9 protein-coding genes are annotated in these 14,407 nt (G+C 67.6%); 7 read left to right on the top strand and 2 right to left on the bottom strand.

The genetic code is table 11. The features are described 5' to 3' along the window. Positions 1-3: 3 nt before the first annotated feature. On the bottom strand, positions 4-1,416 hold the full coding sequence (locus tag AB0E63_RS26335; RefSeq protein ID WP_360371544.1) for an FAD-dependent oxidoreductase: 1,413 nt from the start codon (positions 1,414-1,416) through the stop codon (positions 4-6). Between the two features lie 172 nt (positions 1,417-1,588). Between AB0E63_RS26335 and AB0E63_RS26330 the strand changes: the two genes are divergently transcribed. Next, positions 1,589-3,715, top strand: a complete 2,127-nt coding sequence (locus tag AB0E63_RS26330; RefSeq protein WP_360371541.1) for an AAA family ATPase — start codon at positions 1,589-1,591, stop codon at positions 3,713-3,715. An 84-nt stretch (positions 3,716-3,799) separates the two neighbouring features. Next, a complete protein-coding gene (locus tag AB0E63_RS26325; RefSeq protein WP_360371538.1) occupies positions 3,800-6,208 on the top strand; it encodes an arylsulfatase in 2,409 nt (802 codons plus the stop codon). 3 nt (positions 6,209-6,211) lie between these two features. Here AB0E63_RS26325 and def read toward each other — a convergent pair whose 3' ends face one another. Then, positions 6,212-6,835, bottom strand: a complete 624-nt coding sequence (def, locus tag AB0E63_RS26320; protein WP_360371535.1) for a peptide deformylase — start codon at positions 6,833-6,835, stop codon at positions 6,212-6,214. A 489-nt stretch (positions 6,836-7,324) separates the two neighbouring features. Between def and AB0E63_RS26315 the strand changes: the two genes are divergently transcribed. The 5 genes from AB0E63_RS26315 to AB0E63_RS26295 all read left to right on the top strand — a co-directional run bounded on the left by AB0E63_RS26315 (position 7,325) and on the right by AB0E63_RS26295 (position 14,394). Continuing rightward, complete coding sequence (locus AB0E63_RS26315) at positions 7,325-7,531, top strand: hypothetical protein (RefSeq protein WP_360371532.1); 207 nt, start codon at positions 7,325-7,327, stop codon at positions 7,529-7,531. Between the two features lie 347 nt (positions 7,532-7,878). Next, positions 7,879-9,798, top strand: a complete 1,920-nt coding sequence (locus AB0E63_RS26310; protein ID WP_360371529.1) for a hypothetical protein — start codon at positions 7,879-7,881, stop codon at positions 9,796-9,798. Between the two features lie 224 nt (positions 9,799-10,022). Next, positions 10,023-10,274: a hypothetical protein gene (locus AB0E63_RS26305; protein ID WP_360371526.1), complete on the top strand. Its 252-nt coding sequence runs from the start codon at positions 10,023-10,025 to the stop codon at positions 10,272-10,274. A 376-nt stretch (positions 10,275-10,650) separates the two neighbouring features. Further along, entirely contained in the window at positions 10,651-11,442 is a 792-nt protein-coding gene (locus AB0E63_RS26300) for a hypothetical protein (protein ID WP_360371523.1), read from the top strand. A gap of 18 nt (positions 11,443-11,460) precedes the next feature. Then, a complete protein-coding gene (locus AB0E63_RS26295; RefSeq protein ID WP_360371520.1) occupies positions 11,461-14,394 on the top strand; it encodes a hypothetical protein in 2,934 nt (977 codons plus the stop codon). Positions 14,395-14,407 lie beyond the last annotated feature (13 nt).

Raw genomic sequence — 14,407 nt, 5'->3', positions numbered from 1 at the left:
CTTTCAGGCGATGGCGGACAGGAGCTCGGCGCGGTTGGCGCAAGGTGCTGGGTATTGGGGCGCGTTGGTGCCGAGGGTGAGGACCCTGCTGACCAGGCCGGGTGCTGCCAGGGCCTCAGGAGGAGTGCACAGCATGGACACGACGGACACGTAGGCGCGCAGGACGTCGGGATCGTGGTGGGCGGCGGCGTACAACGCTTTGCTCATCGCCCAGCTTGCGTCCGACGTGCGGTAGGTCTCGCCGGTGACGTCGGCGGCGATCTCGTTCAGCCGGTGCCGGTCGAACGCCAGCGTCATCCGGTACAGCGGGGCGACCGTGCTCTCGGTGATCTCGTCGAACCGCCGTACCAGCTTCTCCGGCTGGTCCGGGCCGACGTCGCGGAGCAGGTCGCGGAGTGCGCAGGCGTGCAGCATCCCGATCGACGCGCCGCGTCCGAGCGAGGGGTTGGTGCACGCCCACGCGTCGCCGACCGCGACGAGTCCGGTGACCACCGGCTCGCCGTCGACGACGTACCGGCGGTACCGGTCCTCGATACCGGCGATCACCTGTACGTCGGTGATCGGCTCGGCGTCGCCCCAGTGCGCGACAGTCGGGTAGAGCTTGAGCGCCGCCTGCCAGGCGGACGGTTCACGCAGCCCGCGTACCTCCTTGTCCCGCGCGGACGTGATGAATCCGACGCCCCAGGTGTCGTTGTCACAGGGAAGGGTCAGGACCGACAGGCTGTCGAAATGCTGGAGCAGCGTACCCAGGGCCGCGGGGCGGGCTCCGTCGCCCGAACGGAAGTGGCGGGCGTAGTACACGAATCCCGAGTCCTCGCGCTCCTCGTGAGGGCGGCGGCCGCCGGCGGACTCGATCATGGTGCCGACCTGCGACCGTCGCCCGGTCGCGTCGACGACGAGATCGGCACGGAGTACGGCGCCGCCGTCGATCACGACACCGGTCACGTGTGGCGCGGCTGCGACCGCGCCGCGATCGGTGCGCAATCTGGTGACCGTGACGCCCCGGCGGATCGAGACACCGTGGGTTCGCTGTGCGACAGCAGCGGCTGCCGCCTCGAGGACCGGACGCCGGGCCGTCACTGTGTCGAAGCGCTCGTCGCCGTCGCGCCGGCCACCGGTGATCGCTGCAGGCAGCTCATCGAACACGTTCAGGCGGGTGCCGCCGAACGCGATCACCTGCTCGAGCACGTCCGGAAGTTCGTGCTGCATCAGTGTCCGCCAGCGGGGCAGCATGAAGTGCAACTGGCGGAACTGGTTGACTCCCGGCCGTTGCCAGTGGTGCCAGACGTTCTCGGCATCGTCTCCGGGACCCGCGTCGTCGCGTTCCAGGATCGTCACGCTGTGGCCGTCGCGGGCCAGGAGCATCGCGGTCGCCAGGCCGTTCAGGCCGGCGCCCAGCACGAGGATTTCCGCCATGTCGCACCTCCGGAGCCGTATCAGTCCCGGCAGCGTGCGGCACGGACCTGTTCACCTTCCAGACCAATCACTGTCCATTCCCGGTCCATTCACTGTCCGAACGCCGTACGAGACGTCCATCCGTCTTGACCGCCAACCGGGCGCGGGGCAAGTTGGACTGAGGGGGTGGCGCATGACGAGCCGTGACAAGCCGGCATCGACGGCGCAACTCGGTGCGACCACGGTCGCGGATCGGCTGCGGCAGGCGCGGCGCCGGCGATTCGTGGGGCGGACCGGTGAACTCGAGTTGTTCCGGACGGCGTTGGAGTCGGGCGAGCCCGGCTTCACTGTGCTCTTCGTGCACGGGCCGGGCGGGATCGGGAAGACCACCTTGCTCGGCGCTCTCGCCGAGGCCGCCGAAGAGGCGAATGCCACGGCGGTGCGGCTGGACGCGCGGACGATCGAGCCGTCGCCGCCTGCGTTCCACGCCGCCCTCGGCGCGGCTCTCGGCGTACCGGACCGGGCAGCACCACTGGAGAGCCTCGCCGCACACTCTCGCCCGATTCTCTTCATCGACACCTACGAGCAGTTGATGCCGCTGGACAACTGGCTGCGTGAGGAGTTCCTGCCGGCGCTTCCCGCGAACGCGCTGGTCGTGGCGGCCGGGCGGACACCGCCGTCGCCGCAGTGGGCGAGCGATCCCGGCTGGGGCGAGCTGTTGCGAGTGGTTGCCCTGCGCAACCTCCAACCCGCCGACGCGGGCGCCTACCTGCACGCCGCGGGGGTGCCCGAGGACCTGCATCGACGGGTGCTCGAGATGACGCACGGCCATCCGCTCGCACTGTCCCTGCTGGTCGATGTCGTTGACCAGCACCGAGGTGCCCTCGCGCCGGGCCTGTCCCTGCAGGAAACGCCGGACGTGGTTCGGGTGCTGCTCGAACACTTCGTCGAGTGGGTCCCCAGCCCGCGGCACCGGGAGGCGTTGGAGGCCTGCGCGCACGCCCGCTTCACTACGGAAGACCTGCTGCGCACCGCACTCGGCGGCGACGACGCGCATGAGCTGTTCGGCTGGCTGCGTGGGCTGTCGTTCATCGAGGAGGACCAGTACGGCGTGTTCCCGCACGACGTGGCGCGCGATGTCCTCGACGCGGACCTGCGCTGGCGCGACCGGGCGTCGTACGCCGATCTGCACCGGCGGGTCCGTCGGCACCTGGTGGAGCAGGCACGCCGTACCACGGGACTGGAACAACACCGCTGGACCGCGGACATCATCTTCCTGCACCGCAACAACCCGGCGATGCGGAGCTTCTGGGACTGGGAGTCGTTCGGCCAGGCGTTCCCGGACGAGCTCCGCGACGAGGACCGCGCTCCGATCCTGGCGATGACCACGCGGCACCAGGGGAATGAGCAGGCCGAGCTCGTGGCGCACTGGCTGGAGCGTCCGGCCGCGAAGTTCGTTGCCATGCGGGCCGGACCCGGCGAGCCGATCGGCTTCGCCGGGGAGATCAGCTTGGAGCAGGCCGGCGAGTCCGACCTCGCCGCCGATCCCGCTGCCGCGGCGATCTGGGAGTACGCCCAGCGACACGGCCCGCCGCGGCCGGGCGAGACGGTCTACGCGGCCAGGTTCTTCATGGATCGCGAGGCCTACCAGAAGCCGTCGCCGTCGAACAACGTGATCACCGCGCGACACATCCAGCACGTGCTCACCTGTCCGGGACTGTCATGGGACTTCATCGCGTGCTTCGAGGACGCGGCCTACTGGGAGCCGTTCTTCGCCTACATCGACTATCACCGAGCCCACGAGGCGGAGTACGACGTGGGCGAGCATCACTACGCTGTGTTCGCCCACGACTTCCGGCGGTTGGGGCCTTTGGACTGGCTGGAGCTGATGTCCGATCGGGAGATCGGCGCCCCCGCCGGACCGCCGACCGGAGCCGACCCGGAGCTGGTGCTGTCCCAGCCCGAATTCGCCCAGGCCGTACGTGCCGCGCTGCGCTCGCTGCACCGGCCCGACCGGCTCGCCGGCAATCCGCTCCTGCGGTCGAGGCTGATCCGCGACCACGGTGACCCAACGGCCGAAACGCTTCGTACTCTCGTCCTGGAGGCGGCCGAGTCCCTCCGGGCCGACCCCCGTGACGACAGGCCCTTCCGGGCTGTCGACCGTACGTTCCTCCGACCTGCCGCCACCCAGGAACGCGCCGCGGAGGTGCTCGGCCTGCCCTTCACCACCTACCGCCGCCATCTCGCCCGGGGCGTCGACCGCATCGTCGACTGGCTGTGGACCCGGGAACTGCACGGTCCCGAGGGCGCGCCTCGCTGAGGTGAGGCGGCTAGCAACTAGTGGGCTGGGGGCGGCTCATCCGCCGCGGGGGATGATTTGGCGCGCCGGGACGACGAGCGTTCGTTGAGCACGTCCGGCGCGGGGGAGCGCTCTGTTGTCGCGCATCGAGGGGAGACCGTGGTGGCGATCGAGGAGTATCCATCGGGACGGCCGTTCACCGGTGTCGTGGGGCGAACGACCGACGAGTCCAGTCCGGCTTGGCCGGCTCCGATCCGGGCCGCCAAAGGCACGCCGAATGTGTTGTTCGTGGTGCTGGACGACACCGGGTTCGGTCAGCTGAGCTGCTACGGCAGTCCGATCGCGACACCGAACTTCGACAGCTTGGCCGCGGCCGGGCTGCGGTTCACCAACATGCACACCACCGCGCTGTGCTCACCAAGCCGGTCCTGCATCGTCACCGGGCGGAATCATCACAGCAACGGCATGGCGGCGATCACCGAGCTGGCGACGGGGTTCCCCGGATACAACGGTGTCATCCCGTTCGAGAACGGGCTGCTGTCCGAAATGCTGGTGGAGCAGGGCTACAGCACGTTCATGGTCGGCAAGTGGCACCTGACCCCTTCGAACCAGGAGACCGCGACCGGCCCGTTCACCCGCTGGCCGCTGGGACGTGGTTTCGAGCGCTTCTACGGCTTCCTCGGCGGCGACACGAGTCAGTGGTATCCGGACCTCGTGTACGACAACCACGCGGTCGAGCCGCCTCGCACGCCGGAGCAGGGTTATCACCTGACCGAGGACCTGATCGACAAGTCCATCGAATTCATCGCGGACTCCAAGCAGATCGACCCGGCCAAGCCGTTCTATCTGCATCTGTGCTTCGGGGCCACGCACGCGCCACACCATGTGCCGAAGGAGTGGGCCGACAAGTACGCCGGAGTCTTCGACGACGGCTGGGACGCCTACCGGGAGAAGGTGTTCGAAGAACAGAAGGCTCTGGGCATCATGCCGGCGGACGCACAGTTGTCCCGGCACGATCCCGACGTACCGGAGTGGGAGTCACTGTCGCCGGAAGCGCGCAGGCTGTTCAGCCGCATGATGGAAGTGTTCGCGGGGTTCCTCAGCCACACCGACCATCATCTCGGCCGGCTGCTCGACTTCCTGCGTGAGCAAGGCGAGCTGGACAACACGATCGTGATGGTGATCTCGGACAACGGGGCGAGCGCCGAGGGCGGTGCGACCGGGACCACGAACGAGGCGCAGTTCTTCAACAACGCCCAGGAGTCGCTCGAGGACAGCCTCCGAGTCATCGACGAGATCGGCGGCCCCAAGCACTTCAACCACTATCCGTGGGGCTGGACCTGGGCGGGCAACACGCCGTTCCGGCGCTGGAAGCGGGAGACGTACCGGGGCGGAGCCTGCGACCCGTTCATCCTCGCCTGGCCGGCCGGCGTCAAGGCGAGAGGCGAGGTCCGCGATCAGTACGCGCACCTGATCGACATGGTCCCGACCGTCCTGGACCTGCTCGGTACCGACGCGCCCGCGACGATCCGCGGGGTCACGCAGTCACCCCTCCACGGCGTGAGCTTCGCCGCTACGCTGGACGATCCGGCGGCCGCCAGCAAGCATCACACGCAGTACTTCGAGATGCTCGGCCACCGGGCCCTCGACCACGACGGCTGGCGGGCAGTCTGCCCATGGCCGGGTCCGTCGTTCGCTGAAGCCGGTGTCGGCTTCGGCGAGCCGATCAGCTCGGCGAAACTGTCCGAGCTCGACTTCAGCGGCTGGGAGCTGTACCACGTGGCCGAGGATCCCGCCGAGACCCACAACCTCGCGGCTGACAACAGGGATCGGCTCATCGCGTTGATCTCCACCTGGTACGCCGAGGCCGGGAAGTACGGCGTGTTGCCCATCGACGGAAGCGGACTGGCGCGGTTGATTTCCGAGAAGCCGCTGATCGCACCGCCGCGCGATCAGTACACGCTGAGGCCGGGCACCCAGCCGGTCCCGTTCTTCGCAGGCCCTCGCGTCCTCAACCGGCCGCACAGCATCACGGCGTACGTCGAGATCCCGGAGAGCGGTGCCGAGGGAGTTCTGCTCAGTCAGGGCAGCGCGGCCGGCGGGTATTCCTTGTACATCAAGGACAGGATGCTGCACTACGTCCACAACTGGGTGAGTCGGGACAGCTTCCGCGTCTCCTCGACCGATCCGGTGCCGGCCGGTGAGCACGAGTTGCGCTTCGAGTTCGAACCGACCGGCAAGCCCGATCTCCCGAACGGACGAGGTGCGCCCGGGCACCTGCAGCTGTACATCGACGGGAAGCTCGTCGGCACCGCGGACGCGCCGGTGACGACGCCGTTCGTACTGAACCCCGGCGCGCTCTCCGTCGGCTACAACGTGGGCTCCCCGGTCACACCGGAGTACCAAAGCCCCTTCAAGTTCACCGGCACCCTCCACAAGGTGACAGTGGACGTCAGCGGCGACCTCATCGAGGACCCCGAATCCGAACTCCAAGCCCACATGGCCCGCCAGTAGTTCCTACTTACCAAGCTGACGCTGTCGCGCCGCACGCCGGGCCATGACGTCGGTACGGCGTGCCGCGGCGTGAGCCAGCGCGTGATCCCGAGACGCCGGGCTGAGGCGGTCGACGTACAGCAGGCCGTCGAGGTGCTGCGTCTCGTGCACCAGGCACCGCGCTAAGTACCCGCCCGCGTCGATGCTGAACGGCCGTCCTTCCATGTCGAATCCGTGCAAGGTCACCCTCGCGGGCCGCGTGAGCAACTCACGTGCCCCCGGCACCGACAGACAGCCCTCATCACCATCCTGCTCACCGAAGAGGCCGGACATTGCCTCGATCCGCGGGTTGAACACGTGACCGAGGTGACGGTCGCCGTTCCCGTCGATCAGGTCATAGACGAACAGCCGTGCGTCGACATCGACCTGGTTGGCGGCCAGTCCACATCCTTCGGCGATCCACATCGTCGTGAACATGTCGTCGATCAGCCCGGCCCAACGCTCGGCACCGAACTCGGTGACACGCTGGCACGGGCGGTGCAGGATCTCCTCCTCGTACTCGGTGATTCTGCGCGGCGTACCCCGAAGAACCTCGCCGGTCAGCTCGGGCAGCCGACGTCCGGGCCGTCCCTGAAAGAAGGTCGTCATCCTCCAAGTCTTCAGGAGGTCGCCGCAGAAGGCGCGGATGGCACGGTTGACGATTTCGGGCCTGAGCGTGTCGAACAGTCGGTCAGTGCGCCGGTCGCGAGGTGGAAGGACTTCGTGCGAGGAAGGCGGTCGGTTTCACGCTTGCGGTTATGTCGAGAGGAGCGAACTCGTTGCAGTTGTCAGCGACCTGATCTAATCGAATTGCTCTACCGGATATCACTCAAACACATGAACCGTCGGTTTGGGACATCGAATGGTCAGTCTTGAATGGACATAGCACTTACTGGTCGGATCGGTCCCTCTTGCGTGTTATCACGGCCGGTGCCACGCTGAATTCTACGCGGCACCTGCGGGGAGGGGACTGCGACGGCCCGGCCCCGTTGAGTGGCACGGGACGGTTGTCGGCATTGGCTGCTTTGGTCGGCTGCACCGCACGCGTGCGCTTGGACACTATGCATTCCACAAAGCGCACTCGAAGGAGATGACAGGGTGGGTAGACGTCACGGGGTGGGTCCTCCGGGTGGGCGGGAGGAACGCCGACGTCGTCAGTTCGAGGAGTCGCGCGGACTGACGGGTCCTCGTGAGCTTCCGCTCGACGATGAATCAGCGGCCGATGAGCGGGATTCCGAGACTGAGCCTGACGACGCCGACGAGTCGTCGCCACCGGCGGAGAGCCGGCCGGACGAGCACGAGTAGACATTTGCAGGGGGGCGGCACACATGAAAGGTCCGATAGAGCTCAAGGAACGCGGGCCCGGGCCGGCAGCCAGGGACGAATCGAATGGTGAGCAAGGTGTGCGTCGGAAGATCTTCCTCAGAGAGGCGGCATTTCTCGACGCTCGAGGCCTGAGCCGTGAGGCGAGACCACTGTCGATCGCTGAGGGTGCGGAGCGGTCGTCGTCATCGCAGTCCTACGGTCACGCGGCGCGCGAGCGGGCGGCGCTTCTCGAAGCCGTACCTCCGTCGCCGGAGTTGAGGTGGCGTCCCCTGGGACCTGCGGGGATCCCAGATGGGCAGACGTACGGCACAGGTCCCGGAAGTTCCGTGACGGTGAGCGGCCGGATATCGGCGATCGCCATCAATCCGAACGACCCCCGTCGTCTACTGATCGGAAGCGCCGCCGGAGGTATCTGGGAGTCGCGCGACGGCGGCGCGAACTGGACGCCACGCACCGATGACCAACCGACGCTGTCGATCGGCGCGCTGGCCTTCGACCTGTCTGACACGTCCACGGTCTACGCGGGAACCGGCGAGGCGAACTCAGAGTATTTCCATCTCGGCCAGGGCATTCTGGTGTCGCACGACGGAGGAACGACCTGGACACAGGTCGCCGAGCAGGTGTTCGCCGAGGTCGGCTTCTACCGGATCGTCGTGGATCCGGCGGGAGGCGGTCGGTTGCTCGTCGCGACGACCGGCGGCGCGGCCGAGTCGCTCGACGGTGGCGCGAGCTGGACATTGCTGCACCGAGGCATGACCTGGGACATTTCGCTGGCCAAGCATCACGCGGGTGTGGAGGAGATGCTGCTCGCCGCGCCCGACGGGTTGTTCTCCGCGCAGAACGGCGGCGCGTTCACCAAGGTCAATCTGCCGGGCTTGCCCGCCCTCGATCCCCGTTCAGAACGGATGGCCGTTGCCCATGTTCCGTCGGATCCGGGACAGGCGTTCGTCTTCGCCGCGACCGCGGGCAAGGCTCGGCTCTGGCATCGGCCGGGCCGGAACGCCCCATGGGTCCGCATCGATCTGCCATCGTTCCGCCTAGGGCAGCTCGTCGACGACGTCCTCGACGTGGATCAAGCCTTCTACGACTGGTACGTCGCGATCCCGGGCGATGGAGACGACACGATCTACCTGGGGGCCAAAGAGCTCGTGAGAGGGATACGAACCAACGACGACTGGACGTGGTCGGACATCTCGACCCGGATCGGCCACGGTGATTCAATCCACCCGGATCAGCACACGATGGCCTTCGACCCCTCGGATCCGAACATGCTCTATGCCGGCAGCGACGGAGGCATCTTCCGTAGTCCGGATCGCGGCACGTCCTGGCAGTCGCTGAACGCGGGTCTCGCGATCAGCGAGGTGGAATACCTCGCACAGCGGCCGGACGAGTCGACCTGGATGCTGGCAGGGTTGCAGGACAACGGCACGATCCGTCGGGAGTCTCCCAACCTGTGGACGCAGGTGGGCCTGGGAGACGGTGGGGATTGCGGCACCGACATGTCGGAGCCTGATGTCTGCTACCACTCGTACTACCACATGTACATGGAGCGCTCGGATCATCGCGGGGATCGGAACAGCTGGCAGGACGTCACTCCTCCCGGGGATGCCGATACGCGTCTCCAGCTGTTCTATCCGCCGGTGGAGGTCAATGGTCCGCTAGTGGTCAAGGCCGGGCACACCGTTCATCTCTCGAGGAACGCCGGCGGCAGCTGGTCCGAGATAGATGTGGGAGGCGGCCAGCGATCGATAGCCTCGGCGCTCGCGATCCCGGACTCGGAGACGGTTCTTGTCGGCACGATCCAGGGAGACGTCTATCGCATCCGCTTCGACAACGGGAAATGGGGTGATGCCGCAGCACTCGCACAGCCGAGGAACGGCTGGATCAGCGACGTCTTTGTCGATTCGGAGAACGCGAACCGGTACTGGGTGACCTATTCCAACCCCGGCGCGGTCTTCCGGTCCGATGACGAGGGCGCGACCTGGACGGACGTGACCGCGAATCTGCCTGCCATACCCGTTAATGCGGTCGTCACCGATCCCGGCAGCAACGATCGCGTGTGGGTGGCGTGTGACGTCGGAGTGTTCGAATCGCTTGACGCAGGCGGAAGTTGGTCGGTCTACGGCACTGGGCTTCCGAACTGTCTTGCGGTGGACCTGCTGGTCCATCAAGGCGAGCAATTGCTGCGTGTCGGAACCCGGAGCCGCGGCGTTTGGGAGGTGACCACGCAGGTCGAGGGATCGTGATGGGCAGGCAATGACGATTCCAACGACCCCGAGCACGGCGCTGTCCCGGTGCGGGCGACGGCTTTCGGATCGCCGCGGGGCGACCGCCCGTGAGCGTTCGCGCGTTCCTGGAGTTCGGATTCGTGCAGGCGGGGTCGCCATCCTGCTGAACACGCTCGGCCTCGCCGATCCGCCGAAGGCCGTTGCTTGACGTCAATTCAGTCTTCGAAGCAGAGGAGCTTGTCATGACGCAGTCACATCCCGCAGTCCGTACCCGCTTCTGGTTGCAGGCCGGCTTCTCCGCTGCAGCTCTCGTGCTCGCGCTCGTGACGTTGATCAGCCGGGAGTGGATCGAACTCCTCACCGGCTGGGACCCAGACCGGGGCAGCGGCACGGTTGAGTGGGTCATCGTTGCCGTCCTGGGCCTGATTGCCATCACCCTTGGAGCAGCCGCCCGCCACGAGTGGCACCGCCCGCGAGCCGCAGCAACGGACTGAGGAGGCGGCCGCACAGTCATCGCGCGTTTCACGAAGCAGGCGGGCTCGCCTTCGGTCGGCGCAGGCTCGTCTCAGGTCGCCTTTCAATGACAACCGACAGTTGTTGTTTCAATGACTTATGAGGACGAGATGCGGTGAGATCTCGTGGTCACAAGATCGGAAGATACCGGCCACGTGAACCCTCCCGCCACGACAGATCGCAGTGCAGAATGGATCCGATCCACCTTTTGAGACAAGAGCAAACTCGATTTCGACGAATCACGCCTTTGCGGCTGATGCCATGGCGGTGAAGGAGATGTCCGGGATCGCCGAATTCTTGTACTGACGGTGCCGTGGGAGCATCGGGATCGCTCGACGGACGGTAGGAGGGGTGTTCGTGCCAAGGGACGCAGCCCTGCCACCGGAGATCGTAGAGACCGCGCGATCGGCGCCCTTTGTGTTCTTCGGCACCGTTCTGCGGCCGGGTGGCTCCAACCTGGAAGTGCTGGACACCGAAGAGGTGCCGACAGTGGTCGTCCGCGTGGACGACGTCGTCGTCGCGCCGCACGCCCTTGGCGACCTCACGGGCCAGGACGTCACGGTGCGGCTCGCGGGGCCGGATCTGCGCCGCGGCCAGCGCCTGCTGCTCATGGCGTCAAGCCTGGTCTACGGCGACCAAGTCGGAGTAACCGAGCTCGCGCGCGTTGCCCCCGGCCGCCAGGCAGCGCGCATGCGCGAGGAGATCCTCGCGGAGAAGCTCCGCCAGCAGGACGACGAGCTGTCGGCGCGGCTGCGTCACGCGGACGCCGTGGTCTACGGCCGCGTGGAATCGGTTGAGCCCTTCGTGCCGGAGTCGGCTGCGGCCGCGCCGCAACCGATCGGCGAGGCGGCCCCATCCTGGCGCGTCGCCGACTTGCTCGTGTGGCGGGTCCTCAAGGGCCAGCCCGCGGAGGGTCCGCGGGTCGTGTTTCCGTTCCCGCGGACGCAGAAGTGGTCCGAGATGCCGGTGTTCGTGCAAGGGCAGGAAGGGATCTGGCTGCTGCACTCCCTCGCCAGCAGGGACCGCGAGGCCATGACCGGGCGGCCTCCGGCCGTCGCCAACGGCTTCGAGGCACCCGACGAGCTGGACTTCCACGCACCCGGCTTGCTACCGCGGATCCAGCTCCTGCTGCAGGTTCTCCAGGCGTAAGGAAGGAAGCGCGACGGCATGCCATTGTTCTTGGTGAACGTCATCCCGGCGTCGCTCAGCGGCGAGACCCGGCAGGACAGCGAGTGCAGCGTCGCCGTCAACCCTGTCGATCCTCGCCAGGTCGCGGTGACGGCCTTCACGGTCGACCCCGCGTCGTCGGGCAACGCGCCGATCTTCGTCTCCACGGACGGCGGTGCGACCTGGACACTCGACGTGTGCGTTCCCGGCGGCAACGTGACCGGCGACATCTCCGTGCGCTTCGGTGGGACGACCGGAGAGCTGTACGCCGCGATCCTGCGTCGCGACAACTCGAACCTGAGCATCCTGCGCGCGCCGACGTTCCCGCCCGTGGGGCTCATGACCGAGCTGGTCAACCGCGCTGGTCCCGACCAGCCCTGGGTTGAGACGGGCTGGGTCGGCGGTGCCGGCGGAGGTACGCGCGACCGCGTCTACGTGACCATGAACACGGGCACGGCCGAGGTCCAGTTCTCGCTCGATGCGGCCACCGCGGCGCCGCCGGCGGGGTTCGGCGCCCCGGTGGACGTTGAGGCGCGGGCGGGCGGCGATCGGCCGTCGGTTCGCGGGGGCGTCCATCGCTCGGGGGTGGTCTATGGGCTGTTCATCGGTGTTCGGCCCGCCGGTTCGGACATCGTGGTGGTGCGTGATGACAATTGGGGCTCGGGCGGCTGGACAAGCCTCGTCGAACCAGGCGACGCAGCGGCGGGACGGCGCGTGGCCGGCCCTGTCACGGTGCCGCCGGTCGGCACGCTGCTCGGCAGTGTGCGAGTCAGCTCACGCATCGCTATCGCGGTCGACCCGCGCGAGTCCCGTCGCGTCTACGTCGCCTGGTGCGACGGGGCGGTGACCCAGGCGTCGCCGTTCCGGCTGCACCTTCGCCGCTCCGACGACGGCGGCGCGAACTGGACCGGCGATCTGTTCCCACCGATCGACCACGTCACCAACCCCGGGCTCGCGGTCAGCGTGCGAGGCACGGTGGGCCTGCTGTACCAGCGGCTCGAGACCCCTGCGGCCGGGTCGCGCTGGGAGACCCATCTGGTGCTCTCCGACGACCATTTCGCCACCATTCGCGCCGACATGGTCGTCGCGAACCTCCGCGACCTCGGCGGGACGTTCCAGCCGACGATCGGCGACTACGCGAACCTGATCGCGGTCGGCAAGGACTTCCACGGTGCGTTCTGCGGGTACAACCAGCCGGTCGCCGCGGACTTCCCAGGAAACATCACTTACCTGCGGAACGCTGACTGGGCAAATCAGCGGCTGCTCGACACCGACGGCATCACCGTGATCGGAAACTCCATCGACCCCTTCTACCTCCACTACAACGACACCGAGCCGCACGAGGACTTCTACGTTCGCGACTGGACCGACAGCCCGGCCAGCGGCGACAACGGTGTGGAGCCGTCGACCCATCCGGCGTTCTGGCAAACACCTGACGTGTGGAACCGGCGCGGGACGTCGCCTGGCACATTCCCCAACGATCAGCCCGACAACGAGCCTGCGGGCAACGGCGCTGGCGTGGTCGGCGAGAACTGGGCCTTCGCGCGGATCCGGCGTCGCGCTCCGGGACCGGCAGTTGGCGCGACCATAGTGACCGCCCATTTCCTCGTCTCCAAGCTCGGGACCGGCAGCAACTATGCCGACGCCAGCTCGATCGACCCCGACGTCTCCTTCCCGGACCCGGACTCTACGGTCACCTTCAACGCGGCCGACGTGGGACCCATCACGACCACCCCGTTCCACTGGCACCTCAACCCGGTCGGCTCGTCGCACCTCTGCGTGGCCGTGGAGATCTCCGCGCCGAACGACCCGTACGTGGGAGAGAGCCTGCGGGGCCGCGCGCCCGGCTGGCCGGGCCAGGACCTTGAGCTCCTGGACGACAACAACAAAGCGCAGCGCAACATGGGCCTGTCGGTCACTCCCGCGCGCGGGATCGAGTCCTGCGAAGCCACGCTCTTCGGGGTCGTCCACAACGCGGCCACAGTGCGACGCGACCTGGTCCTCGAGTACGAGATACCCGACAGGACGCGACGCCGAGTGAAGACGGTGAGCATCGAAGCCACCGGAATCGCTCGTTTCGCGGCGGAGCCGCGGGGCCAGATCGTGCTCAAGGGCCTCGAGCCCGGCGAGAACCGCTGGCTGAGCGTGAGCTTCAAGCCGCCGAACGGCCGGGTCGGCGAGATCGACGTCGTCGACATTTTCGAAATGGCGGGTACCGCGGCGGTCAACGGGTTCAGCCTCGGTACCCGGCTCGGGTCACAGTCGGACGCGCTCGGGCACGCGGTAGAGCGCCATCGGTCAGTCTTCACCCGGCTCCAGCACGGGTGGCACGTCGAGGGTGCCGAGGCCGAGGCCGAGGCGGCACTGGCGGCGCTGCGCACGCTCCCATCTCGCACCCGCTGGATCAAGGAGCTGCGCGACCGATGGGACGGTATCGGTGCAATGCTGGTCGAGGGCGCCGGCGACGACCCTCTCGACGTCACCGCGGCGGTCGAGAACGCCAGGACCGCGATGGACAAGCGTGCCGCGGACGCGCTCGTCTGCCTCGGAGCGCTGCTGGAGCGCGTCGACATGGCGCTCACCCTGAAACAGCTCGCATTTGGCGACCGGGCGGACATCCGGCAGACGGCAACCTGGCAGGCGGAGCTCCTCGAGCACGCCTTCGGCCACGACCCTGCTGGGCAACAACTTGCCCAGGACGCCCGAACGTTCGTGACGGCCTACGGCGCGCGGCTGGTCGACGAGGAGCAGTACGTGGCGATGCTCCGCGACGGACTTGAGCGCTTCCGCAACCTGACCCAGGTTGGCGCCCCCGCGGAGTTCCGGAGGCGCCTTGCGGACCTCGAGGAGGCCGTCGAACGCCGGGATGTCGTCGCCACACAGGGCGCGCACCGCCGTGTACTCACGCACCTGCAGGCCGCCGCCGAAGCTTGACATGCCACATGGA

Source organism: Kribbella sp. NPDC026596 (genome assembly GCF_040638415.1).
GTDB lineage: Bacteria > Actinomycetota > Actinomycetes > Propionibacteriales > Kribbellaceae > Kribbella.
The sequence above is the reverse complement of the archived record's forward strand: the minus strand, read 5'-3'. Positions and strand labels throughout refer to the sequence as shown.